Origin of the sequence: Marinobacter similis (assembly GCF_000830985.1) — a bacterium.
Lineage (GTDB): Bacteria > Pseudomonadota > Gammaproteobacteria > Pseudomonadales > Oleiphilaceae > Marinobacter > Marinobacter similis.
This window is the reverse complement of record NZ_CP007151.1, coordinates 728,428-753,921: the sequence shown is the minus strand read 5'-3', so window position 1 is coordinate 753,921 and position 25,494 is coordinate 728,428. Positions and strand designations below refer to the sequence as shown.

At 57.4% G+C, this 25,494-nt stretch carries 12 protein-coding genes, 2 tRNA genes and 11 pseudogenes; 13 read left to right on the top strand and 12 right to left on the bottom strand.

Translation table 11 applies throughout. From position 1 onward, the window contains the following. The first annotated feature begins 38 nt into the window (after positions 1-38). From AU14_RS03385 to pyrF, 4 genes and pseudogenes are all read left to right on the top strand, one after another. Positions 39-335, top strand: a complete 297-nt coding sequence (locus AU14_RS03385) for an integration host factor subunit beta (RefSeq protein WP_041338916.1) — start codon at positions 39-41, stop codon at positions 333-335. 63 nt (positions 336-398) lie between these two features. Beyond that, positions 399-701, top strand: coding sequence for a LapA family protein (locus AU14_RS03380; protein ID WP_041338914.1), 303 nt, complete (start codon positions 399-401; stop codon positions 699-701). Beyond that, complete coding sequence (gene lapB, locus AU14_RS03375) at positions 701-1,870, top strand: lipopolysaccharide assembly protein LapB (protein ID WP_041338911.1); 1,170 nt, start codon at positions 701-703, stop codon at positions 1,868-1,870. Before AU14_RS03380 ends, lapB begins: the two co-directional genes overlap by 1 nt. Before the next feature lie 30 nt (positions 1,871-1,900). After that, positions 1,901-2,610: pseudogene (gene pyrF, locus AU14_RS03370) on the top strand (orotidine-5'-phosphate decarboxylase). Positions 2,611-3,043: 433 nt separating this feature from the next. Here the strand turns inward: pyrF and AU14_RS03365 are convergent. Together AU14_RS03365 and AU14_RS03360 are read right to left on the bottom strand one after the other, a co-directional pair. Continuing rightward, a tRNA-Asn gene (locus tag AU14_RS03365) sits at positions 3,044-3,119 on the bottom strand. A 96-nt stretch (positions 3,120-3,215) separates the two neighbouring features. Next, positions 3,216-4,399 (bottom strand): annotated as a pseudogene (locus AU14_RS03360) (pyridoxal phosphate-dependent aminotransferase). Between the two features lie 184 nt (positions 4,400-4,583). On the opposite strand from AU14_RS03360, the pseudogene uvrB reads away from it, so the two are divergent. Further along, positions 4,584-6,639 (top strand): annotated as a pseudogene (gene uvrB, locus AU14_RS03355) (excinuclease ABC subunit UvrB). Here the strand turns inward: uvrB and AU14_RS03350 are convergent. Beyond that, a pseudogene (locus AU14_RS03350) lies at positions 6,640-7,756 on the bottom strand (peptidase C39 family protein). Positions 7,757-7,956: 200 nt separating this feature from the next. Here AU14_RS03350 and AU14_RS03345 point away from each other — a divergent pair. Further along, positions 7,957-9,453 (top strand): annotated as a pseudogene (locus AU14_RS03345) (RimK family protein). 9 nt (positions 9,454-9,462) lie between these two features. On the opposite strand, the pseudogene AU14_RS03340 reads toward AU14_RS03345, so the two are convergent. Further along, a pseudogene (locus tag AU14_RS03340) lies at positions 9,463-10,622 on the bottom strand (cation diffusion facilitator family transporter). Between the two features lie 403 nt (positions 10,623-11,025). Here AU14_RS03340 and AU14_RS03335 point away from each other — a divergent pair. After that, the gene (locus tag AU14_RS03335; protein WP_041338908.1) at positions 11,026-12,072 is read left to right on the top strand and encodes a quinone-dependent dihydroorotate dehydrogenase; all 1,047 of its coding nucleotides are present in this window, start codon (positions 11,026-11,028) and stop codon (positions 12,070-12,072) included. Positions 12,073-12,251: 179 nt separating this feature from the next. Here the strand turns inward: AU14_RS03335 and rmf are convergent, their stop codons facing one another. After that, a complete protein-coding gene (gene rmf / locus AU14_RS18890; protein WP_094191138.1) occupies positions 12,252-12,464 on the bottom strand; it encodes a ribosome modulation factor in 213 nt (70 codons plus the stop codon). 315 nt (positions 12,465-12,779) lie between these two features. Here rmf and rlmKL point away from each other — a divergent pair. After that, a pseudogene (gene rlmKL / locus AU14_RS03330) lies at positions 12,780-14,952 on the top strand (bifunctional 23S rRNA (guanine(2069)-N(7))-methyltransferase RlmK/23S rRNA (guanine(2445)-N(2))-methyltransferase RlmL). Between the two features lie 3 nt (positions 14,953-14,955). Here the strand turns inward: rlmKL and AU14_RS03325 are convergent. Then, positions 14,956-15,576 carry an outer membrane beta-barrel protein gene (locus tag AU14_RS03325; protein ID WP_041338905.1) on the bottom strand — a complete coding sequence of 207 codons (621 nt, stop codon included), beginning with the start codon at positions 15,574-15,576 and terminating at the stop codon, positions 14,956-14,958. 117 nt (positions 15,577-15,693) lie between these two features. Continuing rightward, positions 15,694-16,178: pseudogene (locus AU14_RS03320) on the bottom strand (hypothetical protein). Positions 16,179-16,299: 121 nt separating this feature from the next. Between AU14_RS03320 and AU14_RS03315 the strand changes: the two are divergent. Continuing rightward, the gene (locus AU14_RS03315; protein WP_041343555.1) at positions 16,300-17,589 is read left to right on the top strand and encodes a M18 family aminopeptidase; all 1,290 of its coding nucleotides are present in this window, start codon (positions 16,300-16,302) and stop codon (positions 17,587-17,589) included. A 56-nt stretch (positions 17,590-17,645) separates the two neighbouring features. Here the strand turns inward: AU14_RS03315 and AU14_RS03310 are convergent. Beyond that, a tRNA-Asn gene (locus AU14_RS03310) sits at positions 17,646-17,721 on the bottom strand. A gap of 123 nt (positions 17,722-17,844) precedes the next feature. Between AU14_RS03310 and AU14_RS23150 the strand changes: the two genes are divergently transcribed. Then, positions 17,845-18,459 (top strand): YheT family hydrolase, encoded by a 615-nt coding sequence (locus AU14_RS23150; RefSeq protein WP_330217951.1) that lies wholly within the window; start codon positions 17,845-17,847, stop codon positions 18,457-18,459. Then, positions 18,444-18,851 (top strand): alpha/beta fold hydrolase family protein, encoded by a 408-nt coding sequence (locus tag AU14_RS23145; RefSeq protein ID WP_330217950.1) that lies wholly within the window; start codon positions 18,444-18,446, stop codon positions 18,849-18,851. Before AU14_RS23150 ends, AU14_RS23145 begins: the two co-directional genes overlap by 16 nt. 15 nt (positions 18,852-18,866) lie before the next feature. Here the strand turns inward: AU14_RS23145 and AU14_RS03300 are convergent. Beyond that, a pseudogene (locus tag AU14_RS03300) lies at positions 18,867-19,498 on the bottom strand (arylesterase). A gap of 63 nt (positions 19,499-19,561) precedes the next feature. Between AU14_RS03300 and AU14_RS03295 the strand changes: the two are divergent. Beyond that, a pseudogene (locus AU14_RS03295) lies at positions 19,562-20,279 on the top strand (ABC transporter ATP-binding protein). Further along, positions 20,279-22,765, top strand: a complete 2,487-nt coding sequence (locus AU14_RS03290) for an ABC transporter permease (RefSeq protein WP_041338902.1) — start codon at positions 20,279-20,281, stop codon at positions 22,763-22,765. The pseudogene AU14_RS03295 and the gene AU14_RS03290 overlap by 1 nt, the downstream one beginning before the upstream one ends. A 13-nt stretch (positions 22,766-22,778) precedes the next feature. Here the strand turns inward: AU14_RS03290 and AU14_RS22580 are convergent, their stop codons facing one another. The 3 genes and pseudogenes from AU14_RS22580 to AU14_RS03275 all read right to left on the bottom strand — a co-directional run bounded on the left by AU14_RS22580 (position 22,779) and on the right by AU14_RS03275 (position 25,410). Then, positions 22,779-23,027, bottom strand: coding sequence for a substrate-binding periplasmic protein (locus tag AU14_RS22580; RefSeq protein ID WP_269079095.1), 249 nt, complete (start codon positions 23,025-23,027; stop codon positions 22,779-22,781). A 654-nt stretch (positions 23,028-23,681) separates the two neighbouring features. After that, positions 23,682-24,865, bottom strand: a pseudogene (locus tag AU14_RS03280) (iron-containing alcohol dehydrogenase). Next, entirely contained in the window at positions 24,865-25,410 is a 546-nt protein-coding gene (locus AU14_RS03275; RefSeq protein ID WP_041338899.1) for a hypothetical protein, read from the bottom strand. Before AU14_RS03275 ends, AU14_RS03280 begins: the two are co-directional and overlap by 1 nt. Positions 25,411-25,494: the final 84 nt, after the last annotated feature.

Genomic DNA, 25,494 nt, shown 5'->3' with positions numbered 1-25,494 from the left:
TCCGGCGGACACATAATAAAGAAAGAGGGAAACGCCTCATGACGAAGTCCGAACTGGTCGAGCTGATTGCGTCCAAGCAAAGTCAGCTTTCCGTTAAAGACGTCGAGTTGGCTGTAAAAACCATTATTGAACACATGTCTCAGTCGCTCGCCGATGGCCAGAGAATTGAAATTCGTGGGTTTGGCAGTTTTTCGCTGCATCACAGGGCTGCACGAACTGGTCGCAATCCGAAGACTGGCGAAGCCGTGCAACTGCCCGCCAAATTCGTGCCGCATTTCAAGCCCGGCAAGGAATTGCGGGAACAGGTCAATGACAGCCTGAAAAAAGGCTTCTGACGCAGCATCAGGGAACTTGTATAATCCGGACTTCTTTTAAGTCCGTTTGGGAGCGTTATTGCTATGGCAGGATTGCAGAAAATCTTCATTATTCTGTTAGTACTGGTCCTTGTCCTGCTGGCACTTGTGTTCTCTCTCAACAATCAGATGGCGGTATCGCTCAACTTCCTGTTGTTTGAAACCCAGCCTCACGGCGTCGCCGTCTGGATTATCATGTCTTTTATCATTGGCGCGCTCGTGGGCGTGTTGATGACCGTGCTGGCCACTGTTCGAAACTCGGTGTCCCGGCGAACCCTCGAGAAACGACTTAATCGTGCCGAGCAGGCATTGGAGAAATCCAGGGCCCAGACCGACCGGACTCTTTAATGGATATAGTGCTTCAGTGGCTGCTGCTGACGATAGCGGTTGCTGCCGGCTGGTTTGCAGGCCGGCTTGGCAAAAGCCGTCGCAGGTCCAGCACCCCGATCGCTGATGAAGAGTCGGTGCGCGACCGACTCCAGTTCCTCTTTACCAATTACTCCGATCAAGCCGTCGAGAACTTCGTGCAGTCTCTGGCTGTGAACAAAGAGACGGTCAGCCTGCACTTGTCCATTGGCAGTCATTTCCGTCTTAAAGGCGAGACTGAGCGCGCCATCCTTATTCATCAGAATTTGCTGGCACGCCCTGAATTACCTACCCGCTTTTCTCCCCAGGTTACCCTCGAACTTGCCAAGGATTACCTCAAGGCGGGCCTGCTGGACAGAGCCGAAGCTCTGCTGCAGGAGCTGATGGGCGATCGCGATTACGGTCGCGGGTCGTCGCAGCAGCTGATCGAGCTGTATCAACAGGAAAAAGAGTGGGGCAAAGCCGCCGACGTGGCGCGGGCGCTCACCAAGGGTGATGCCGATCCGGCCATGTTCAAGGTGCTCGCCTACATTACCTGTGAGCTGGCTGAGCAGGCGCTGCGTGAGGATGACCGTTGGGGCGCCCAAAAGCTTTGCAAACAGGCGCTGGATTATGACCAGTCCTGCGTTCGCGCCACGCTCATTCTGATGAAGCTGCAGATCCGCCAGGGTAGCTTCCGGGAAGCCGCAAATCAGAGCTTAAAGGTGTTCGATCAGAACCCGGAATTTGGTCCTGAAGCCGTGGATCGGTTGATGAAGCTGGAGCAGGAGCACGGTGATGTTGGGCGGCTCGGCAAAAAGCTGCGGAAGCTCTACGAGAGCTACCCCAGTACCAGTCTCTTGTTGGCCCTGGTGGAGTCCGTTGAGCGATCCTCCGGGCGTCTTGCTGCCATTGAGCTCCTGCGTCAGGAGCTGGAGGTGCGTCCCAGTGTCCGGGGTCTGTTGCGGCTGGTTGAGATGGCCGGGTATGAGAAGGGTATGACCACCGATGAGGGGCGTTTGGTAAGCCGCATCGGTCACCTGATCCTCGTGAATCGCCCGATATACCGCTGTGCCAACTGCGGCTTCTCCGGCCAGCAATTGCACTGGCTTTGCCCCAGCTGCAAGCAGTGGGAGACCATTCGCCCGATTCAGGGTGTAGAGGCCGAATAATTCTTTAAAGCAGTCTGTAGGGTTTATAACGTGCAAAACCAAAACGATCCGAAGATCATTGTCGCCCTGGATTTTCCATCTGAGAAACCGGCCGTAGAGCTGGTAGAGCAACTGGATCCGACCAAGTGTCGGCTCAAGGTAGGCAAGGAGTTGTTCACCCGCAGTGGCCCGCAGCTGGTAGATCGCCTGCAGAAACGCGGTTTCGATGTGTTCCTGGACCTGAAGTTTCACGATATCCCAAACACAACCTCGGCCGCCGTGGCAGCGGCCGCTGACCTCGGTGTGTGGATGGTCAACGTTCACGCCTCGGGTGGTGAGAAGATGATGACCGCCTGCCGGGAGCGACTGGAATCCTACGGCGCCGAACGCCCGTTGCTGATCGCAGTCACCGTGCTCACCAGCATGTCTGCGGATGATCTGGCCGGCATTGGTATCACTGACTCGCCTGACGTCCAGGTTTCACGTCTGGCAACCCTTACCAAAAACTGCGGCCTCGACGGCGTCGTCTGCTCCGCCCAGGAGGCTCCCAAGCTCAAAGCCGAGCAGGGCGCAGACTTCAAGCTAATCACCCCCGGAATCCGCCCGCTGAGCGCGACAAGGGCGACCAGCAACGCATCATGACTCCAACAGATGCTCTCACGGCTGGTTCCGACTATCTGGTGATTGGTCGTCCAATTACCCGAGCTGATGACCCTTTGGCTGCTCTGGAAGCTATTCATGCTGAGGTTTTGGGGTTGTAACTGGTTCTTTTCCTAAAATCTCAACCTAGCCTGTGAGTTTCGGTGTAAGGGGCAGCAGGCAGAGCTTTCCAAAACACGCTACAAGCACGTCCGTGTGCGCTTGTTTCGGGCCGTCCATGGCCCTCCACAGTTTTGGAAAGCTCTGCCTGCCGCCCCTCGAAGCCGTGAGGTGTCAGCTGCTTTGTCGTTATTTGCCTATCTCTGAATACATCGGCTGATGGGGTAGAGCCTGCCTCCCAAAAATGTTGAAGGCCAAGGATGGCCGGAAACAAGCGCACATGGACGTGCTAGTAGCGGTTTTTGGGAGGCAGGTTCTACCCCGTCACTCCTTTAGGTATCAGGCTAGGGCGGATGCAGGGTCAGATGAGGAAAGCAGGGCAATCAGACAATAAAAAACCCGCTAACTCAGAGAATTAGCGGGCTTTTAGAATAGTGGCTCCCCGAGCTGGGCTCGAACCAGCGACAAACGGATTAACAGTCCGTTGCTCTACCAACTGAGCTATCGGGGAACGTCGTCGTGTGTGACGAGGCGCGTATATTAAGTTGGCTATACCGCCTCGTCAACCCCTCGCTCAAACTTTTTGACCGAGGACGTTTCCCCAGTCTTAACCAAGGGCCTTTTGCAGACGTTCAATGGCCTGCTTGAGGTTGTCCATGCTGGTGGCAAAGCTCAGTCGCATGTGGCCCGGAACACCAAAGGCGGAACCCGGAACCAGGGCGACACCGGCTTCAGTCAGCAGCTTCTCGGCAAACTCGACGTCTGTGGTGGCGTCCTTGTCGGCGTCGATTGCGGCGTGAAAGCTCGGGAATACGTAGAACGTGCCGTCACCATGCAGGCAATCCACACCGGGCAGGCCGTTCAGCGCCTCTACGAGCCAGTCGTGACGTTCCTTGAACGCGCTGACCATCTCGCCAACACAGTCCTGTGAGCCATCAAGAGCTGCCTGGGCAGCCGCCTGAGACACCGACGAGGGGTTGGACGTGCTCTGGGACTGGATCTTCTTCATGGCGCCAATGATCTTGGCGGGGCCAGCGGCGTAGCGATGCGCCAGCCAGTCATGGAGTAGGCTTTGGAAACACCGTTCAGAACGAAGGTCCGGTCGTACAGCTCCGGAGTAGCGTTCAGGATGTTGCAGAACGGCTTGCCGGTCCAGAGGATGGGCTCGTACATGTCGTCGGTGGCGATCATGATGTTCGGGTGCTTTTTCAGCACTTCACCGATGGCCTGCAGCTCTTCCAGGGTGTAAGCCATGCCGCTGGGGTTGGACGGGCTGTTGATCACGAACAGGCGGGTGCGCTCGGTGATGGCGTTTTCCAGCTGTTCCGGCGTGATCTTGAAGCGAGTGTCAGCACCCGTTTCGAGAATAACTGGTTTGCCTTCGGCAACCAGAACCATGTCCGGGTAGGACACCCAGTAGGGCGCCGGAATAATGGCTTCATCACCGGGGTTCAGCGTGGCAAGTGCGAGGTTGAAAAAGCTCTGTTTGCCACCACTGCTTACCAAGATCTGGTTGGCTTCGTAATCCAGGCCGTTGTCCCGTTTGTACTTCGCGATAATCGCTTTCTTCAGGGCCGGCGTACCATCCACAGCCGTGTACTTTGTCTGGCCGTTGTTGATGGCTTCAATGGCTGCCTGTTTGATGTGATCCGGGGTATCGAAGTCGGGCTCGCCAGCCCCAAGGCCAATGATGTCCTGGCCAGCTGCGCGGAGTTCCGCGGCTTTGTTGGTGACTGCGAGGGTGGGAGAGGGCTTGATAGCCTGTACTCGGCTGGAAAGTTGAAGGTCCAAACTTGCGCTCCTTAAAGCTGCGTCTGATAGGGCTCTGCGACGGGTGAAGTAGGCACAATGACTTATTTTCTGCCGGCCGTCGATTGTTCCGATGGTATCATGAAGCCGGCATAACGCTAAATTTCTGGACAGTGGGGCTTTTTCGTGGCCTTGTCCGTCAAAAACCGGAGGTTGTCCGCCTATTATGGCCAAGAACGAGCCGAGTACCGCAAACGAGGGGAAGTTCAAGGTTGATTCACCCTTCGAGCCCGCCGGTGATCAGCCGAAGGCATCGAAGGCCTGGTGGATGGCATCCATTCCGGCCTGGCACATCAGACCCTGTTAGGCGTGACTGGCTCCGGCAAGACCTTCACCGTTGCAAGGTGATCGAGGAGATTCAGCGGCCCACCATCATCATGGCTCACAACAAGACGCTGGCCGCGCAGCTGTACGGCGAGTTCCGCGAGTTCTTCCCAGAGAACTCAGTGGAGTACTTCGTTTCCTACTACGACTACTACCAGCCGGAAGCCTACGTACCGTCGTCCGATACGTTCATCGAAAAGGACGCGTCGATCAACGAGCACATCGAGCAGATGCGATTGTCGGCTACCAAGGCATTGTTGGAGCGTCCCGACGCAATCATCGTGGCCACGGTATCGTCGATCTACGGTTTGGGCGACCCGCAGTCCTACCTGAAAATGATGCTGCACCTGGATCGGGGCGATGAGATCGACCAGCGCTTTATCCTGCGCCGTCTGGCGGAGCTGCAGTACACCCGGAATGACATCGAATTCCATCGCGCCAATTATCGGGTTCGCGGTGACGTCATCGATGTGTTCCCGGCCGAATCCGAGAAGGAAGCCATCCGCATCGAGCTGTTCGATGACGAGGTGGAAAACCTTAGCTATTTCGATCCGCTCACCGGTGAGGTGCTGCGCCGAGTGCCTCGGGTGACGATCTACCCCAAGTCCCACTACGTCACTCCCCGTCAGACCGTGCTGGATGCGGTGGAACACATTCGCGTTGAACTGGATGAGCGTTTGAAGCAGTTGCGGGACAACAACCGGCTGGTGGAAGCGCAGCGGTTGGAGGAGCGCACCCGCTACGACATCGAAATGATGATGGAACTTGGCTACTGCAACGGCATCGAGAACTACTCACGTTACCTGTCGGGCCGTCGTCCCGGCGAGGCGCCACCGACCTTGTTCGACTATATCCCGGCCAACGCCCTGCTGGTGGTGGATGAGTCCCACGTGACCGTTCCCCAAATCGGCGCCATGTACAAAGGCGACCGGTCCCGTAAGGAGACCCTGGTGGAATACGGTTTCCGGTTGCCATCGGCACTGGATAACCGGCCCATGAAATTCGACGAATGGGAGCGCATAGCGCCCCAGATGATCTTCGTGTCGGCGACGCCGTCCACATACGAAGCCGAGCATGCTGGTCAGGTGGTCGAGCAGGTCGTCCGGCCGACTGGCCTATTGGATCCGGAAATCGAAGTCCGGCCGGCGTCCACCCAAGTGGATGATCTGCTGTCCGAGATTCACGCCCGGGTGGCGATCAAGGAGCGCGTGCTGGTAACCACGCTGACCAAGCGCATGGCCGAAGACCTCACGGACTTCTTGATGGAGCACGACATCAAGGTGCGCTATCTGCATTCCGACATCGATACCGTGGAGCGCGTCGAGATTATCCGCGATCTACGCCGGGGTGAGTTCGACGTGCTGGTCGGGATCAACTTGCTGCGGGAAGGCCTGGACATGCCCGAGGTGTCGCTGGTGGCCATATTGGATGCTGATAAGGAAGGCTTCCTGCGCTCCGAGCGGTCGCTGATCCAGACTATCGGCCGGGCCGCGCGGAATGTGAACGGCAGGGCCATCCTCTACGGCGACCGGATTACCGGCTCGATGCAGAAAGCGATTGATGAAACGGCTCGCCGGCGTGCCAAACAGGCCGAACACAATGAAGAGCATGGCATTACACCGCAGGGTCTGAATAAGAAGATTGCCGACATCATGGAGGGTGCCGGTGGCGGCGGTCGTGGTCGTCGTAAGGCCGAGCGTCCGGGTGAAAAGGCCGCGGAAGAAGCCGAGAAGTATCGGGCCAAGACCGGCAACAAGTCGCCTGAGGAGGTGCTCAAGGAAGTTTCTCGCCTTGAGGATGAGATGTACAAGGCAGCCACCGATCTTGATTTCGAGACCGCGGCGCGGCTCCGGGATGAGATCTCGGAGCTTAAAGAGGCTGCCTTGCGGACCGGTTGATCAGGGCGTTCGCTTCGGGCCGACGATGACAGCGGCCTGGAGCGGCTGCACACTTCCGTAGCGGGACATCTTGTCGAATATCCGGCGGTCGATGGGCAGATATTGCTTGTCGGCCACGGTTTCACCGGCCTCGACGTCGATTTCCGGATCGTGCAGGTAGACGAACTGATCGTCGATGGCACACACGGTTACCCAGTGCGGCACTCGGCTCCGGTTCAGTTGCCAGGTGCTGATCAGAATAACCGGGATGCGACCCTGGAGCAGTGCTCGCTCCATTCCTTCAAGTGTTAGCGGGTCGTGCCGCAGCTCTATCTCGGTCTTTCCGATGTCGTGCAGAAAACCCTCGTGCACCAACTCCAGTACCCGTTTCTTGTCCTCGTTCCGCACCGTGTCCTTGAACAGGGCGCCTTCTTTACTGATCCACGCGCTGGCATGAAAGCCACGGTTCCAGCAGACAGTGCCAGACCATGGGGGCCACAGCCGCCGTGGCCCGCGAGCATGAAGATGGTGGTGGCCTCGCGCCAGAGCTTTAATTCCTCAAGAGTGCTGAGGGACTGGCCTTCGTCCAGCGCAGCCATAGCCATGATCAGGCCGCCGGGCCACAGGAAAAATCCGTGGTTTGAGGGTAGTAGGGTACTTCCGGGAAATTCCCGGAGGGCTCGTAAAACAGAATGCGTCGTTCGAAGCGCAGCGCATTACCGTGATCCTCGTAATAGTCACGGTATGTGCCAAACTGGCGATAGCCCAGGCGGTCGTAAAGGCCGATGGCAGACTGGTTGTCTTCACGAACTTCCAGGCGCATCACAATACGGCCGGCTTCGACCGCTTCCTGTTCCGCTGCCCGAACCAGTTTTTCTCCGGCACCGCGGCCCCGGGCTGAAGGAGAAACGGCAATGGAGTAAATGCGGGCCAACCGGGTGGCCGCATTCATCAGCACCAAGGCATAGCCCACGAGCTCGCCGGCCAGAGTTGCAACAATCAAACGGTCTCGGGGCACCTCGAGAAAACGGCGAAAACTGCGACGGGAAATCCTGTCTTCATCGAAGCACAGGTTTTCGAGACGGACGAGCGCATCCAGGTCGGCAGTCGTTGCCTGTCGGAGCAGGAGGTCGGTCATGGTGATGGAGCCTTGGCGAGTAACGGGTCGGGGCATGCAGGGAGCTTCCCTTACCTGGGTATTATGAGAGAGAGTGTGCTACTGGAACATAGCTCAAGTATGCGTAAAAGCACGCATTATTCGAAGATTGTGCGGGTACCCGTCCAGGCGTATTGTTGCGCAAATTAATCAGGCTTAACCTTCAGGGAGGATTGCCCCCGATGTCTCGATTGTTGATTGTGGTGGACCGCGCGAAAGACTGGTCTCCGTATTACCCCAGTGAAGACGTACTGACGTTTGACCAGTACCTGCAATTTACGACACCGGCCAATGGCCGGGTACGGGTGATCAACCTTTGCCAGAGCGCCAAGTACCTCAGTCGGGGCTATTACTGCTCCCTGTTGGCGGAAGCCGTGGTCACCATGTGGTGCCTTCGGTGATGACGCTGAACGACCTTAGCCGCAAGGGCCTGTTCTCACTTGAGCTGGAAGAGCTGGATAGTAGCGTCCTGGAATGGCTGGAAGCCTCGGGCTCGGCCATCGATCCGTCCAAGGATGAACGCCATGCCACCCACGAGGTGCGTATCCGGACCTATTTTGGTCAGGTCGAACATCCGGAACTGAAGCCGGTGGCTCGGGCGCTGTTTGAGCGTTTCCCCTGTCCGATTCTCGAGGTGGTGTTCAAGCGACGCAAAGGCTGGCAGATTGAATCCATGAAGCCGGCCGCTCCGGCCGATCTGGAAGAGCGCGAGCAGGATGTGTTTGCCGCCGCCCTGGACCGTTTCAGCAGCATGGTTTGGCGCAAGCCAGGGCTCGTCGCCGTTACCGCTTTGATCTGGCGGTGCTGGTGAATCCGGACGAGGAAATGCCGCCCAGCGACAAGGTGGCCCTGACACGATTCGAAAAAGCCGGCCGCAAGCTGGGTATCAACGTTGAGCAGATAACCCGGCGCGACTACATGCGGCTGCCGGAATACGACGGACTGTTTATCCGGGAAACCACCGCCATCGACCATCACACCTATCGGTTTGCCCGCAAGGCCGAAGCCGAGGGCATGGTGGTGATTGATGATCCGGTGTCCATCCTGCGCTGCACCAACAAGGTGTTCCTGGCCGACTTGTTGAAGAACAACAAGGTGCCTACGCCCAAGACCCTGATTCTGTCGAAAGACCAGAAACAGGCCGTGGAGCAGGTTATGGATGAGCTGGGCTTCCCGGTGGTCATCAAGATACCGGACGGTGCTTTCTCCCGGGGCGTGACCAAGGCGGAAGACGAGGCTTCACTGCGTGCCGGGCTGAAAGAGCTGTTCAAGCAGTCGGCCCTGGTGCTGGCCCAGGAATACCTGTACACCGATTACGACTGGCGTATCGGAGTGCTCGGTGGCCGTGCCATCTATGCGTGCAAGTACATGATGGTAAAAGGCCATTGGCAGATTTATCAGCACGGCGAATCAACCAGTGAAAGCGGTGACTTTGAGACCATGCCGACCTATGAGGTGCCGCGCAATGTGATTCAAGCCGCTTTGAGCGCCACCAAGCTGATTGGTAATGGGCTCTACGGTGTTGATATCAAGCAGTCGGGCAACCGCGTGGCGGTTATCGAAGTGAACGATAACCCCAGTATCGATGCCGGGGTAGAGGATCGGTTCCTGGGTGGCGAACTCTACACCCTGATCATGCAGGAGTTCCTGTCCCGGATGGAGCCAACCGGCGCCGGTAATGCCGGGCGTCAGGGACCACTGACCCACACCCGTACACTGCCAAGCCAACTGTAACCCGCCAACTCACCCCGAATTCGTTCGGCGGTGAGGATGTCGCTGCCTGCCGAGGTGTCAAAGAACAGTTCCAGGTGCACTTTGTTTTTCAGGTAGTGCAGCCGGAGCCGGGTGTTTGATGGCAATTCCCCAACGTGGTCTACCAGTACACTGCGGATTTCATCACGGTGAGGTAAACGCTCGGACGTGGGTAAGTGGTCTTCATCGTTTTCGGCATCAATGTGGAAGTTGATGTCACGGATGTTGTCGAGCGCGTGCCGCATGCCACTGACAACCTGCATGCCGATCTGGTGGCCTTCGGAAACACTGATGTCGGGCCGGACCAGGAGGTGGACGTCTAGCAGAATGTCGTGGCCCATACGCCGGCTCCGCAGCTCGTGCACGTTACGCACGCCATCGGTCTGTCGGGCAATGTCCTTGAGCATTTCGGTATCAGCAGGAGACAGGCCGGTATCCACCAGCTCTTTTACACTGTCCCAGGAAAATTTCCAGCCAATGTGGATGATGATGCCGGCAATGACGACCGCTGCGAGCACGTCGAGCCAGAGAAAGCCTGCCATCGCGCCCGTGGTTGAAAGCAATACGACAACAGACGAAAGAGCATCCGATCGACTGTGCCAGGCGTTGGCGAGGATAAGATCGGAGCGAATGGCCAGCCAACGCGGCGAGTGTATTGGTAAATCCACTCTTTGCTGGCGACCGATATAGCCGCTGCCACCAGCACTGGCCATCCAGGAACAATGTCCGCTTTACCCTCGATCAGGCGTAAGGTATTTTCCCACGCCAGCGCTGCACCCACTGCAATTAAGATGCTGCCCAGAACCAGGGTTCCGAAGGTTTCGATCCGTTGATGACCGTAAGGGTGATCCTGATCGGGCTCTTTTCGGGATACCCGCATCACTCCGAGCACTACCAGATCGGAGGCAACATCAGTAAATGAGTGAATACCGTCAACAAGCAGGGCCTGGGAATGAAAAAGAACACCTGCAATGACTTTAATGAGACCGAGTACCGCATCCAGAATCATGCCAATGATGGTGACCCGGGATGCCTGCGTTTTTTCACCAGCCAGGTTTTGACGGTGTTGTTGAGCGGGTGAAGCGGGCTCGTTCATGAAGGGCTCCGGAATCGAGGGGAGTGCCTAATTATAACGTTATTCCCCGTCAAGGGCTGAATCGCTTTTTAAGGCCCATTTTGACTTTTTTATGCACAGTGTTGCGAAACCGTGACCAGTTAACATTTTGTCCATGTTTACTCAACACCTTATAAAAATATTTATAAGGTGCTGAAAATAAAGAGAATTTTAACTGGTTAAAAATGATCAATCTGTAGGCAGGCGCAGTTATCAAGGGATAGCACCCGTTGCCCCGGGATTTTCAACAGGTTTATCCACAGATTCCGTGGAAAAGATTTCAAGAGCGTCTCCCAGCCGCTATTTACCTCATATTTTTCACGTGTGGCGATGCTGTGGACAACTTCCGGTATACTCCTCCCACCGAAATGCAAGGAGTTTTCAGATGTACGGCTTAATTCGTAACCTGCTTTTCCGGCTGCCGCCCGAGCAGGCTCACAACCTGGCACTGAATGGCCTCGATGCGATCAACCGGATTGGCTTGCTGAATGCACTCTCGCCCAGAATAGATGCATTACCAGTGAATGTTATGGGGCTGGATTTTCCCAACCCCGTGGGATTGGCCGCCGGATTGGATAAGAATGCCGATCATCTGGATGCCCTGGGTGCGTTGGGCTTCGGTTTTATCGAAGTGGGTACCGTAACTCCGCTGGCTCAGCCGGGTAATCCCAAGCCGCGCATGTTCAGGTTACCGGAGCATCAGGCGATCATTAATCGCATGGGCTTCAATAACGAGGGGCTTGAGCACCTGTTGGATCGGGTGGACAAGCGGCGCTACCAGGGCGTTCTCGGTATCAATGTGGGTAAAAACAAGGACACGCCGAACGAAGAATCAGAATCCGACTACCGCAAAGGCATCCGTGCGGTCTACACGCGGGCGGACTACATCACCGTCAATGTGTCATCGCCCAATACGCCAGGCCTGCGGGACCTTCAGTTTGGTGATTCGCTGAAACAGTTGCTGGCGTCAATTAAAGACGAGCAGCTTCAATGTCAAAGCCAGCTGGGTCGCTACGTCCCCATCGCGGTAAAGATTGCGCCGGATATGGATGACAACGGAATTCGCTTTGTGGCCTCCGCCATGAAAGAAACCGGCCTGGATGGGGTGATAGCCACCAACACCACGATCAGTCGCGACGCTGTTGCCGGTCACGCGCACGCGGGTGAAGTGGGTGGGCTTAGCGGTGCACCTGTCCGGGAGGCGTCTTTGAGAGTGATCAAGGGCCTGTACGCGGAATTGGGTGAGTCACTGCCGATCATTGGGGTAGGCGGCATTACCGATGGCGAGAGTGCGGCAGAAAAAATTCGCGCCGGTGCCAAGCTGGTGCAGATCTATACCGGGTTTATCTACCGTGGCCCCGAGCTGATTCGGGAGGCGGTGGAAGCGATTCGCCATCTGGAGCAGGATGGAGAGTTAGCGACAGCGCCCTGAGTTTTCAGCAGGCAAAAAAATGGGCCCGCTTAGCGGGCCCGTGCGGGGAATGAACCCCGTGGCGCTTCTTCGCATGGTACGGGGCGGGAGGCCCCGTTTGGGTTACACTTTGGTTTTTAAGTTACTGCTTCAAATTGTGTACAAAAGACCAGATCAAGATCCGGGGTTGTATTGAATTGTCACGCCGACGTGACGTTTGAAAGTTTGTGGATGCCGGAAACTCCGGTCATGCCCTCCCAGTTATCGGTGCGGCCTTCACGCCACCCGTTTAGCCATTCCTGGCGAACTTCCATTTGTTCTGAGGGGCAACTGTCTTTAGGTTTACCTGATACGCCGGCTAGATAACCCCGTTTGAATGCGCGAGCGAAAACGTCTCTCTTCTGTCTTTTCATGCCGTTCCTCACTGATGGATTAACAGAACAAGCGTGTACACATCTGCAGTGGCGAGGACAGAGGGCCCATTCCGGGATAACCCACTATTGTCAGCTCAAGCCAGAGCAGTCAGGATCCTGTTAACGGAGACTTATATTTGCCTCCGGAACGACGCGTCACTTACAAGGTAGTTCGAACGTCGAGCGGATGTACACTAATAATTTCATCTATATGACGCTTTTCTTATAGTTGTATGAAATAACGAAGAGTGGCTGGCTGCGTAAAGTCTGCTATTCCGGAAACTTACCCGAACTCGAGTGAACCAGGAGTTGAACTTGTCCAAATCCGTCTTTTTCGTAAGCTGCCCAAAAGGGGTTGAATACCTCTTGGCAGACGAACTCAGTACTTTCGGCCTGGAACCGGTGCGCAATGCACCGGCTGGTGTCTGGGCGGAGGGTAGTCTGGAAGGCGGTTACCGGGCCTGTCTGTGGTCGCGTTTGGCTAACCGGGTCATCCTTCATCTGGATGAGGTTGATGCCACCAGCGGTGACCAGCTGTATGACGGCGTGGTGCACATGGACTGGCAGCAGCACATTCCTGTGACCGGCAGTTTCCGGGTGACTTTTCTCGGGCAGAACGACGCTATCCGCAACACCCAGTACGGGGCTCAGCGCGTCAAAGACGGTATCGTCGACCGGTTCCGCGCCAGTGGTGGTCAGCGCCCCTCTGTGGCGGCCAAGATGCCTGACGTCACGGTATCGGCACGTTTGAATCGTGGCCGATTGTCGTTGGGCATCGATATTAGTGGTCACAGCCTGCATATGCGCGGCTACCGCACCGAAAAAGGCGCGGCTCCTCTGAAGGAAAACCTGGCTGCGGCCTTGTTGATGCGTGCCGGATGGCCTGAGTTGGCCCAAAACGGCGGCGATTTTGTCGATCCCATGTGTGGTTCCGGCACCCTGGTTATCGAAGCGGCCATGATGGCGCTGGATCTGGCGCCGGGACGCAAGCAGGAGAGCTTCGGGTTTGAGAAATGGCTTGGGCACCAGCCCGACCTCTGGCTGGGGTTGCGGCAGGAGGCTGAGCGCAGGGCCCATGAAGGCAAGCAGCGAAAACTGCCAAGAATGGCTGGTTTTGATCAGGACAGTCGCGTGCTTTCGACCGCCCGGAACAACATCGAACGGGCTGGGCTGCAGGGCCTGGTGCAGGTGGAAAGTAGCGCGATTGCCGATCTGGCGTTGGAAGGTGACTGGGCATCCTCAGGTTTGGTGCTGGTCAACCCGCCCTACGGCGAACGGCTGAGCGAGCGACGTGAACTGGGTACCTGTATCGGGCGCTGGGCGATACCGTCAAGCGCCTGCTGCCGGGTTGGCGTCTGGGTGTGTTTACCGGTGCACCTGAATACGGCAAGTCCATTGGTCTGCGCAGCTACAAGCAGTACCGGTTGTTCAATGGCAAGCTGCCGGCTCAGCTGCTGCTGTTCACCGTGGACGACGCCAGCGCGATGACGCCCCATGAGCCGGACGTACCGGGCGAGATCACCCCCAAGATCGCCAATGAAGAACGGGCGGCGATGCTCAGCAACCGGCTGAAGAAAAACCGCAAGAGCATTGGCCAGTGGGCGCGCAAGCAGGGCATCGGTTGCTATCGCCTCTACGATGCCGACATGCCCGAGTTTGCCCTGGCCATCGATGTTTACGAGGGCAGGGTGCACGTTCAGGAATACGCTGCTCCGAAGACCGTGGACGAGCGTTCCGCCCGAGAGCGCCTGGCAGAGGCGCTGGCGGTGATACCCGAGGCTCTGGGTATCGAGCGCGAGGATATGGTATGCAAGCAACGCCAGCGCCAGTCAGGCACCAGCCAGTACGAAAAGCAGGCGGCCAGCGGTGAGTTTTTTCAGGTGCACGAGCACGGCTGTGCGCTGAAGGTAAACCTGAAGGATTATCTGGACACCGGCCTGTTCCTGGATCATCGACCGGTTCGGCACTGGATTCAGCAGCACTCCAAGGGTCAGCGCTTCCTGAACCTGTTTTGCTACACCGGAGCGGCTACCGTGCACGCTGTGGCCGGGGGCGCGAGTCGCTCGCTGAGCCTGGATATGTCGAAAACCTACGTGAACTGGGCCCAGGATAATCTGTCCCTGAACGGGGCAGATCCCAAGAAGCATGTCGTGGAACAGGCTGACTGCCTGGCCTGGCTGGCGTCGAAGCGACTGCGGATCAGCGATACGATCTGATATTCATGGACCCACCGACCTTTTCCAACTCAGCGAGAATGGCCGGAGTGCTGGATATCCAGAAAGATCATGGCCGGCTAGTGCGCCAGGCCATGGCTCGCCTGAACTCCGAAGGCTTGCTGATTTTTTCCAACAACTTCCGTCGCTTTAAGTTGGATGAAGATCTGGCCGCGGAATTTGATATCGAAGAGGTCAGCGCCAGCACGCTGGACAAGGACTTTCAGCGCAATGCCCGGATTCACCGGTGCTGGCATATCCGTCACCAGAGCTGAGCTTTAGAACTCGTACCGTAACCCGCCGGAGAACTGGAATGTATTTACCTCCGTTTCAGTGTCTTCGAACAGCCGGCCGCCTTCGAAGGCAAGGTAGGTGTTGTCGAGCAGTTCGATGTCCAGGCCGACCAGCCAGCTGACACTGAAACTGCTGCCAGGAAAGTCTTCCTCGAAGAGTTGAAACTGGCGGTTCTGGGCGGCCTCGGGCCGCTTCAGTTCAGACTTGCCGCTGATGTGGGAAAAACCGAACTGGCCATAGACGTTCGCGTAGTCCGTGATCGGGTGATGCATACCGATGTACCAGCTGGCGAAATAGTCGATGGCCAGGGTCAGGTTGCTGTTGGGTACGTCAGCTTCGGTGATGCCGCCGCCGGCGCGGACTTCGGCGTGAAACAGATCGGTGATATGGCCGCCGACGACCAGTGTGGCGCCATTGCCCCAGGCTGCCTCGTTGGTGACGGTTCCGACAGAGCGATGATTAAAGGCAGTGGCCAGCAATCCCACGTAGTGCATGTCTTCCCGGGCCTTGTCAGAGGCCATTTCCTGGGCGAAAACAGGCGAAGTGGTCATCAGTGTCGCTGGAATCAGCGCGGCAAGCAGGGATGTTCGCACAACCTTGTTCATTATTATCGGGCTTCCTGACGTCAACGGTACGGGCCTGATCTTGCCTTGTGTAACCGTTTGTTACGTCGACCCGTGTCACACTTCCCTGTGTCGGTTGCCGGTGGGTGCCTTTAGGTGTCAGTCGGCGTCAAACAGGCCTTCTTCGCGGGCCAGCAGAAGCAGGGCGTACACCCCGTTTTCCGGAAGCTGTGGCTCGAGGCCTTCATCGATCATCAACTGGCGGCGGCGGTCCTCAAGGGTGTCACTGTCCAGGCTGGTGATCAGCTCGGTGATGGGGGCGATTTCGAACGGGGCATCTTGTCCGATGGCGCTGAAAATCTTGTCGATCAGAATCTCATCCGGGTCCAGGCCGTCCACGTAGACAGTCTGGTCCGGCAGGTCTTCGTGCAGTTCGCGCGCTATTTCCAGCGGAGGCACGCCCTGTTCTTCCAGGTAGCGAAGGTCGAAGTCACCCAGGTCACCGTCGTCCGGCAGCCATGCGTCCTCGGGCTGATCACCACGGTCTTCATGCGGCCATCGGCCAGGGACCAGGCCATGGCAACGGGAAACAGGGCATCGTCGGTTTGGCAGTATTCGATATCAAGAAATCTGGGTGCTTGCACGCTGAGCTCCGCTTGCGACGGGTGAGTGTGATTAGGGCATAAGGAATGTCCGTGCAGCCAGTATGAGGCATCATGCTTCATGCCATACTGTTGTGGCAATTATCATTCAATCAGGGACATCATGGAACACGCTGAATTTAACAAAGATTTGCTGAAGTTTCTGGATTCATCGCCAACACCCTGGCATGCCGTGTCGACGATGAAAGACCGACTGGACGCCGCTGGCTTTGTCGAGCTCGACGAAAAGGACGATTGGTCGCTGGCCTCAGCGCAGGGCTATTACGTCATTCGCAACGGCTCGTCCATTGTTGCCTTTCGGACCGGCCAGCGGGATGTAACCACCTCCGGGATTCGAATGGTCGGCGCGCACACCGACAGTCCCTGTCTGAAGGTGAAACCGAACCCGGAAGTTCGTCGCAAAGGATTCTTTCAGCTTGGTGTCGAGGTATATGGCGGCGTGCTGCTGAATCCCTGGTTTGATCGCGATCTGTCCCTGGCCGGTCGAGTTACCGTGCTTGATGAAGCGGGCGAGGTTCGGGACAGCTTGATCAACTTCCGCAAGCCGGTAGCGTTCATTCCCAGCCTGGCAATCCACCTCGATCGTGAAGCGAACAGCAACCGCACCGTAAACCCACAGACTGATCTGCCGCCGGTGCTGATGCAGGTGCCAGAAGGTGACTCCACCAGCTTTGCCGACCTGCTGCGCCAGCAGATTGCGACCGAGTCCGGATTGAAGGTGCGCAAGGTGCTGGGGTACGAGCTGAGCTTTTACGACGCCCGCGAAGCCTCGTTTGTCGGCCTGCGTGATGAATTCATCGCCTCCGCCCGGCTCGATAACCTGCTCAGCTGCTACATCGGCCTGCAGTCGCTGCTGACCGCCTCCAGAGACGAAGCCGCGCTTCTGGTCTGCAATGACCATGAGGAAGTAGGCAGCATGTCTGCTGAGGGCGCCCAAGGGCCGTTCCTGTCGTCGGTTCTGGATCGCTGGTGTGGTGCCGGCAGGGCCCGCGCTATTGCCCGTTCCATGATGATTTCCGCGGACAATGCTCACGGCATTCACCCCAATTACATGGACCGACACGATGAAAACCACGGTCCGTTGCTGAATCAGGGGCCGGTGATCAAGATCAATCACAACCAGCGTTATGCGACCAACAGCCGGTCAGCCGCGGTCTATCGTCACATCAGCGATGAACTGGGTTTGCCGCATCAGTCGTTTGTGGTGCGCAGTGACATGGGCTGTGGCAGCACGATTGGACCAATTACGGCGGGTAATCTGGGTGTCACCACGCTGGACATTGGTGTGCCGCAATTCGGTATGCATTCGATTCGGGAGCTCATCGGCACTGAGGATGGCTATACTCTGTTTAGGGTGTTAACCGAATTCATGCAGCGCGAACAGGTTTTGTGAGGCCTGAAACAAAAAATGCCGCTGCTTCGTATGAAGTAGCGGCATTCCGGAAAAAGTGGCTCCCCGAGCTGGGCTCGAACCAGCGACAAACGGATTAACAGTCCGTTGCTCTACCAACTGAGCTATCGGGGAACAGCATCAGAGTGGCGCGCATATTAAGTGCTTTGATGGGCCGGGTCAACCCCCTGAATTAAAAGGTTAAAAATTGTACGAAAGCCAGTGTTCAGTAGTGCGTAGTGACAGGGAGGTGTCGTTATGACTGCTTTCGAATCCGCCCCCCAACCTTTGCCCGCGCATGTAAAGCCGGACCGCCTGCAGTATCACCCACCACCTTGGTTGCGTAACGGCCACATTCAGTCGGTCTGGCCGACGCTGTTTCGCAAAGTCGATATGATTTCGCCCCAGGCAGAGATTCTGCCCACCGACGATGACGATGAACTTCACCTGGATTGGTATCGCCAGGGTAGTGATCGCCTAGCTATTGTCTCCCATGGCCTGGAAGGGCATAGCCGGCGGCCCTACGTGCTGGGCATCACCCGAGCCCTTTTGAGTGCGGGCTGGGATGTGCTTGCCTGGAATTATCGATCGTGCGGCGGTGTAATGAACCGGCAGCCCCGCTTTTACCACAGTGGGGCAACGTCTGATCTCGAGCGTGTTATTCACCATGGCCTGGGCAAGGCCTACGACAAGCTATTTCTGTCCGGCTTCAGTATGGGGGGCAACCTGACCTTGCTTTACCTGGGCGAGCAGGGAGAGCGGATAGACAGCCGGATTTGCGGTGCTGTTACCTATTCAGTGCCGTGCGATTTGGCGGGCAGCGCGAGGTGCTTTCCCGGCCAACGCGGCGCATCTACATGCAGCGTTTCTTGAAGGATCTTCATTGGAAAATGCGCGAAAAAGCGCAAAGGTTCCCGGATTTGATCGACGTGTCCGGCTTCGAGTCTATTCGCAATTTCCATCAGTTTGACGATCGCTACACCGCGCCACTGCATGGCTTCCGCAGTGCGGTGGACTATTGGGCGCAGGCGTCCGCACTTGGGCGGCTCCGGGACATCCGGGTGCCGGCGTTGATGGTCAACGCCGCTGACGACCCGTTCCTTTCCAGCAGCTGCTTCCCAGAATCACGGAATCTTCTCGGTGCCCATGTGCACGTGGAGGCGCCACGCTGGGGTGGGCATGTCGGCTTTGTTGAGCACGCCCGGGACGGCTATTACTGGTCGGAACGCCGTGCCATCGCGTTCCTCCGCAATATCTGCTCTTAGTCGATCAGCGGAAGCTTAGTTCAGGGCCGGTTTGAGCACCGGCCATACATTCTCCAGCAGTTTTGGCTGAGCTTCGGTACTTGGGTGAATGCCATCGTCCTGCATCATGCCCTCCTGGTCGTATACCCCCTGCAAAAAGAAGGGAACCAGCGCGGTGTTGTAGCGGTCCGACAGTTTCGGAAAGATATCGGCGAACATCTGAGTGTAGCGTTGGCCGTAGTTCGGCGGGATCTGCATACCGATCAGGATGGCCCGGGCACCTGCATCCTGCACCTGAGTGATCATCTGGGCCAGGTTGGACTCAATGACGTTCGGCGGAAAACCGCGCAGGCCGTCGTTGCCGCCAAGCTCAATAACCACAACATCCGGGCTGTTGTCGGCCAGCAGGCCGGGTAGGCGCCGCGCGCCACCGTCGGTGGTTTCACCGCTGATGCTGGCATTGACGACGTTCCACTGGCTCAGGCCATTATTGTTGAGGCGTTCCTGCAGCAGCTGAACCCATGCCCGGTCCGACGGAACACCGTAGGCCGCACTGAGCTGTCGCCTACTATCAGAAGTGTGTTTTGATTGGCCAGTGCCACTGGCGCCATCATCCAGGCCAGTGCAATGAAAAGGATTGATCTGACCCACAGCCGTGCCGTATGCATAAACAAATCGAGTACCCTAAATCCGTTGAATTGAACCCAGAATCGGGAGTGTCCGTGAACCAGATGACCAATGTTAAAGCCGACCGTGCAGCACCGATGTTGCGGGTCGACAACCTGACGCACCGGGTTCGCCTGGAAACCGATACGTTAACGATCTTGCAGGGGGTCAGTCTGGAAATCAATCGCGGCGAGTCGGTGGCGATCGTTGGTCGCTCCGGCTCCGGGAAAACCACTTTGTTGGGGCTGCTGGCGGGGCTGGATACGCCCAGCGACGGCACCGTTGAACTGGATGGTGCCATGATCAGCCAGCTGTCGGAAGACGAGCGCGCCAAGCTTCGTGCCCATCGGGTCGGGTTTGTCTTCCAATCGTTCCAGCTGCTTCCGGCGCTGTCTGCGCTGGAGAACGTCATGCTACCGCTGGAGCTGGCCGGCTCTGAAGCGGCCGAAGACCGGGCCCGTGAGCTGCTGGAGCGTGTGGGGTTAGGCGAGCGACTCAACACAGCCCTCGGCAACTGTCTGGGGGAGAACAGCAGCGAGTTGCCATCGCGCGGGCGTTCGCCTCGGATCCTGCCATCCTGTTCGCTGATGAACCCACCGGCAACCTGGACAACCGCACCGGGCAATCGGTGTCGGATCTGTTGATGGAGCTGAACCGGGAGCAGGGCACCACGCTGGTTATGGTTACTCACGATGAGCAACTCGCGGCGCGCTGTGGCCGCCAGTTCACATCGAGGCTGGGGTATTGACTGAACCGGCGGCGGCTGAGGAGTTGACCCACTGATGGCCGCTGCACGGAAACTAATGTCAGTGCGCCGGGACTGGCGCGAACGTGACGTACGGGTGGTACTGGTAGCACTCATCATCGCCGTGGCCACGGTCGCCACCATCGCGCTCTTCGCCGCGCAATTGCAACGCACCCTGGTGTCGTCGGCAAGTTCGTTTTTGGCGGCAGATCGTCAGCTGGAAGCGGAAAACGGCCGGGAAATACCGCCTGACTGGCTCACCGAGGCGCAGTCCCGTGGGCTTGAGACCGGTCGCATGGTGGAGTTCTCCACCATGGTCTTTGGCTCCGGGGGATTCCAGCTGGTTTCGGTAAAAGCCGTCAGCGATGAATACCCCCTGCGAGGCCAGATCGAGACCCAGGGTGCGCCGGACCAGCCAAGAGATCTGGTGCGTTCGGGGCCGCCACCGGGCGAGGTTTGGATCAATCCGAGATTGCTGCGCCTGTTGGAGCTGGAAATCGGCGATTCCCTTGAAGTGGGTAACCGAAATTTAAAAGTGTCGTCGTTGCTGGTACGGGAACCGGATGGCGGGTTTCGGTTGTCGGCGCTGGCTCCCAGGGTAATGATGCACGTCGATGATGTGACTTCGACCGGTGTGATTCAGGAAGGTAGCCGCGTTGAGTACGTGTACCTGTTTGCCGGCGATGACACGGTCATTGAAGACTATTACCAATGGCTGGAGCCGCGTCTGGAACCCAGCCACGAGTGGGAGGGCGTTCGCGATGGCGAGACCTTCTCTAACTCCCTGGAGCGGGCTGAGCGTTTCCTGCTACTGGGTGGCAGCCTTGCGGTTTTGTTGGCCGCCGTTGCGGTGGCCGTGGCCAGCCGACAATACGCGCTGGCGCAGCGGGACACCGTGGCGCTACTGAAAACCCTGGGTGTGCGGAGCCGGGGTATTGGCCGACTCTATCTGCGCCGATTGGTGCTGTGGGGCATAACTGGCGTGGTCGGCGGTTTGCTCGTAGCCCTGCCGTTGTTCTGGCTACTCACCCGATTGCTGGGTGAAGTATTGGAGCGACCGGTTGAATTTCACTTGGCACCGCAGGCGCTGATCCCGGCGTTGTTGACTGCATTGGTATCCCTGTTTGCATTTGCCTATCCGCCCATTCGCAGGCTGCGGGATGTGCCGGCCATGCGGGTGCTTCGAAGCCAGCCCGGTGAAACGGGACGGGGCGCCTTAGTCGATGCTGCTATTGCCATTCTTGCGGTCTTTGGCCTGGTCTGGCTCTATGCCGGCGAGATTAGCCTGGTGGTGTCGCTGCTGGCAGGTCTCGGGTTGCTATTGGGCGCACTTGGGCTGCTGGGATGGTTGTTGGTTGCCCTGTTGCGCAAAGTAAGGGGCGGTGGCAACGCATGGCGCCTGGCACTTGTCGGCTTGTACCGTCACCGTCGTGCGAGCCTGTCGCAGATGGCTGTTTTTGCCATGACCCTGATGCTGGCCGCAACTCTGGTGCTGGTGCGTACATCGTTGTTGAATGACTGGCAGGCGCAACTGCCGGAAAACGCTCCCAATCATTTCCTGATCAACATCGCGCCGGATACGGTGGAAGAGGTTGATGCCTTCTGGCAGGAGCGTGGGCAGCCGCTGAATCAGTTGTACCCGATGGTGCGAGGTCGATTGACGGAGCTGAATGGCGAGCCGGTCAAGGAAGCCGTCAGCAAGGATGAGCGAGTTGGTGCCCTGAACCGTGAGTTGAACCTGACCTGGATGTCGGCATTGCCCGAGGACAATGAGATCGTGCAGGGCCAGTGGTTTGGCCAGGATGCCGTTGAAGGGGTTTCCGTTGAAGCCGAGTTGGCGGAGCGTCTGGGTCTGGTGCTGGGCGACCGGCTGACGTTTACCATCGGCTCGGAAAAGGTGACGGAACCGGTGACCAGCATTCGTACCGTGCAGTGGGACAGCATGAAACCCAATTTTTATATGGCGTTTCCTCCCGATGGCGGCCTGACCGATATGCCGGCCACCTGGATCACGAGTTTCTATTTGCCCTCGGATGAGAAGACGGCGTTGAATGCATTTTCTCGGAAGTTCCCGACCATCTCGGTGCTGGAGATTGATCACATCATTGAGCGAATCCAGCAGATCGTCCGCCAGGTTACTCAGGCCATTGAAGCCATACTGGCGCTGATTCTGGCTGCGGCACTGGTGGTGATGGCGGCAGTGGTGAGTGCCACCCTTCATGACCGCCAGAGAGAAGGCGCCTTGCTACGGACCCTGGGTGGGAGGCAGTCGTTGCTGGTACGCAGCACTATGCTGGAATTCGCCCTGCTCGGCGGCTTCGCCGGGGTGCTGGGTGTCGCGGCGGCGGAAGTGGCGGTCTGGGCGCTGCAGTTCCGGATGTTTGAAGGCTCATTCAGCTGGCACTGGCAGGTTGTTTTGCCGGTGCCGCTGATCAGCGCCCTGGTGCTGGCGTTCTTTGGCCGTTGGCAATTGCGCCCGGTGCTGAATGTGTCGCCGATGCTGTTGCTTCGTCGGTTGGAGTGACCGGGCAGGGCGGCTAACGATACTTCGCGAGAATGGCGTCCAGTTCGCCGTTCTCGCGAATGCTCTTTAACTCTGCATTGAAGGCATCAACAAACTCTTTCGAGTCTTTCCGCAGCATGATCCGAAAATCAAGCTGACTGATACCCCGGCGAGTGCTGCGGAATTGGTCCTGAAGCCCTTGTTTTTTAAGTATCCACTGGCCTACCAGCCGGTCGGCGACAGCTGCGTCAAAGCGGTCTCCGTGAAGGACAAAAGTAAACATGTCCTGATCCCTCGGAACATCGAAACGGTGGATGTTTTCGGCATCAAAGTGAACCTGAAGTTCCGGGTAGTGATAGCCAGGTGGGTCACCACGGTCTTCGAGTAAAGATCTTGGGGGGACCGGTATTCCAGCTTCGATTCCCTAGGCACGAAGAAAACCTCTTCAATGGGTACCACCGAATCGGTGAACAGGAAACGGTTGGGGTTTTCGGTCCACTCACGGGCTCGTGAGGTTCCGTCTATCACCCCGTCCAGCAACATCTCGTCGACGCGCTTTCTGGGTATTTTTTTGGGTACGACGTTATAGTTTAGTCGCTGACCAATCAGTGAGACGACATCCCAAATAATTCCGGAAGGCTGTTCCTGCTCAACAATCAGGTAGGGTGGATAGCCGTTGGGAGAAACGTTGAAGTGGAAAGTTTTCTGGTGTGAGGCCGCGCTGATGTTAAAGCTGAGGGCCAAGACCCACACGAAGGTAATAACCAGCTGTAGTAAATAGGCCAGTCGGTCCGACCGATTTTTTATCATTGTGCTGGACCCTTGTTGGTGAAAAGTGTCCGGCCGTCCTGCCAGTGTAGGGATCAGTTTCACGTTTTTGCTTGGAAACTTCAATGATAGGGGCCAGGGGCCAGATAAGGCCCCTGGCGGAAGGAGATTAGGCCCAGGCCCGTTGCAAAACTGCTCGGGCGTCCTCCAGGGAAACTTCTTTTGGGTTGAACATGATGGCGCCGTCGTCCAGGGCCATCTCTGCAATCTGGTCAAGCTGGTCTTCGGTCACTTTGCCGGTTTCCTTAAGCGTGCGGGGCAACTGGCAGCGCTTGTGCAGTTGGTCCCGAAGCTTGCGTAGCGCCGAGATGCTGGCTTCGGCCCGGCGGGCGGCTGGCGTTGCCGAAAACACCTCTGGACTCGAGTGACAGCAGTAGGTCGCCCAGTGGTTCGCGGATGGTTTCGAGGTTGTACTCGAGCACGTACGGCAGGTAAAGACTCATGCACAGGCCGTGGGGCAGGTGGCAGATAGCGCCGGTAGCGTGGCCCAGGGCATGCACCAGACCCACCATGGAGTTGGAGAAGGCAATGCCGGCCATGGTGGACGCCTGAGCAAGTTCGAGCCGGCCTTCCACGTCCTTTGGATTGTCCATGACGGTCAGCAACGACTGACTGACTTTCTTCACCGCTGCGGTGGCATAGGCATCGCTAAGTGGATTCTTGGCCATGCAGGTAAACGCCTCAACCGAGTGGGTCATGGCGTCCATGGCGGTTGCGGCGGTGATGTGCGGGGGCAGCGTCAGCGTCATGCGCGGATCAATGATGGCCGCATTGGGCAGCAAGAACGACGAGGTGAACGGCAGTTTCACGCCCTTGGCTTCGTCGGTGATAACGGCAACGGAAGTCACCTCAGACCCCGTGCCCGCGGTGGTCGGCACCACAAAGAACGGCTTCAGCGGGTGCTTGATAACACCGGCACCGCTGTACTTGGCGATATCATCGCCACCCTCAGATACCAGGATGTTTACGGCCTTGCCGGTATCGATGGCAGAGCCACCGCCTACGGCAATGATCGAGTCGCACTTTTCCTGGCGATAGATACCGGCGATGTCCCGAACGACGGTAGTGGAGGAATCCGGCGGCACGTCATCGTAAATGGTGACAATCTCCAGGCCACTCTCTTCACAGGCGGCGATGACCGGATCCAGCAAGCCTGCTGCCCGAACGCCCTTGTCGGTCACGATCATTGGTCGCTTTGCGGCCAGCCCCGTGAGCTCGTAGGGAATGTGCTCAAGCTGATTTGCCGGCAATGACTTTGACCGGGCAAAAGAACTCATAATATTTTTGGGTCATTACGCTCTCACCGTCTCAACAAAATTAGTGGCAACTTTCAGGTAGATCCGCACTGCGCTGACCAGCTTTTGCGGCAGGTGCAGATTGCTGGGGTATTCCTTGACCGCTCGTTCGGCAATCAGTTTGGGCAAAATGAACGATTCTAGCCGGTTCAGAACACGAGTCATGCGCACGGCGTAGCTGATGTCGCCGTCCACCAGCATGCGGTCATTGGCAAAGGCTACCGCTGTCTTCTCCTGAAACGACAGAACCAGAAAGGCGTGGGTGATGTGCTTGAACTGGATAGACAGATCGACTGGGCGGGGCGCAGAGTCGCCGTGGTAATGAAGGCGTCCCAGACCGGTATGCTCCACAATCAGACGCGGTCCGTCCGGCATCACCATCATTTCGAAAAGGAAACCGGCCGGCAGGGCCTGGGTCTCTTTTTTTACTGCATCGTCGACTTCACTCACGGCCTGAAGGGCCCGTCCCATTACCTGGAACATCAGTTCCACATACAGGCGCCGAGCCTGGGATACCATCGGTTGGATACGTTTCGCCAGCATTGCTGCAATCCACTTGTTGTTTATGTAATCTGATTTTTAGAGTTATTGCTCTAAAAGTCAATGTGGTGATGACAAGTAATATGC

Excerpts from the sequence above, each read along its gene's own strand:
- AU14_RS03385 (WP_041338916.1), top strand. The coding sequence starts at position 39 with ATGACGAAGTCCGAACTGGTCGAGCTGATTGCGTCCAAGCAAAGTCAG.
- AU14_RS03380 (WP_041338914.1), top strand. The coding sequence starts at position 399 with ATGGCAGGATTGCAGAAAATCTTCATTATTCTGTTAGTACTGGTCCTT.
- lapB (WP_041338911.1), top strand. The coding sequence starts at position 701 with ATGGATATAGTGCTTCAGTGGCTGCTGCTGACGATAGCGGTTGCTGCC.
- AU14_RS03335 (WP_041338908.1), top strand. The coding sequence starts at position 11,026 with ATGTACGGCTTAATTCGTAACCTGCTTTTCCGGCTGCCGCCCGAGCAG.
- rmf (WP_094191138.1), bottom strand. The coding sequence starts at position 12,464 with ATGAAAAGACAGAAGAGAGACGTTTTCGCTCGCGCATTCAAACGGGGT.
- AU14_RS03325 (WP_041338905.1), bottom strand. The coding sequence starts at position 15,576 with ATGAACAAGGTTGTGCGAACATCCCTGCTTGCCGCGCTGATTCCAGCG.
- AU14_RS03315 (WP_041343555.1), top strand. The coding sequence starts at position 16,300 with ATGGAACACGCTGAATTTAACAAAGATTTGCTGAAGTTTCTGGATTCA.
- AU14_RS23150 (WP_330217951.1), top strand. The coding sequence starts at position 17,845 with ATGACTGCTTTCGAATCCGCCCCCCAACCTTTGCCCGCGCATGTAAAG.
- AU14_RS23145 (WP_330217950.1), top strand. The coding sequence starts at position 18,444 with ATGCAGCGTTTCTTGAAGGATCTTCATTGGAAAATGCGCGAAAAAGCG.
- AU14_RS03290 (WP_041338902.1), top strand. The coding sequence starts at position 20,279 with ATGGCCGCTGCACGGAAACTAATGTCAGTGCGCCGGGACTGGCGCGAA.
- AU14_RS22580 (WP_269079095.1), bottom strand. The coding sequence starts at position 23,027 with ATGTTTACTTTTGTCCTTCACGGAGACCGCTTTGACGCAGCTGTCGCC.
- AU14_RS03275 (WP_041338899.1), bottom strand. The coding sequence starts at position 25,410 with ATGCTGGCGAAACGTATCCAACCGATGGTATCCCAGGCTCGGCGCCTG.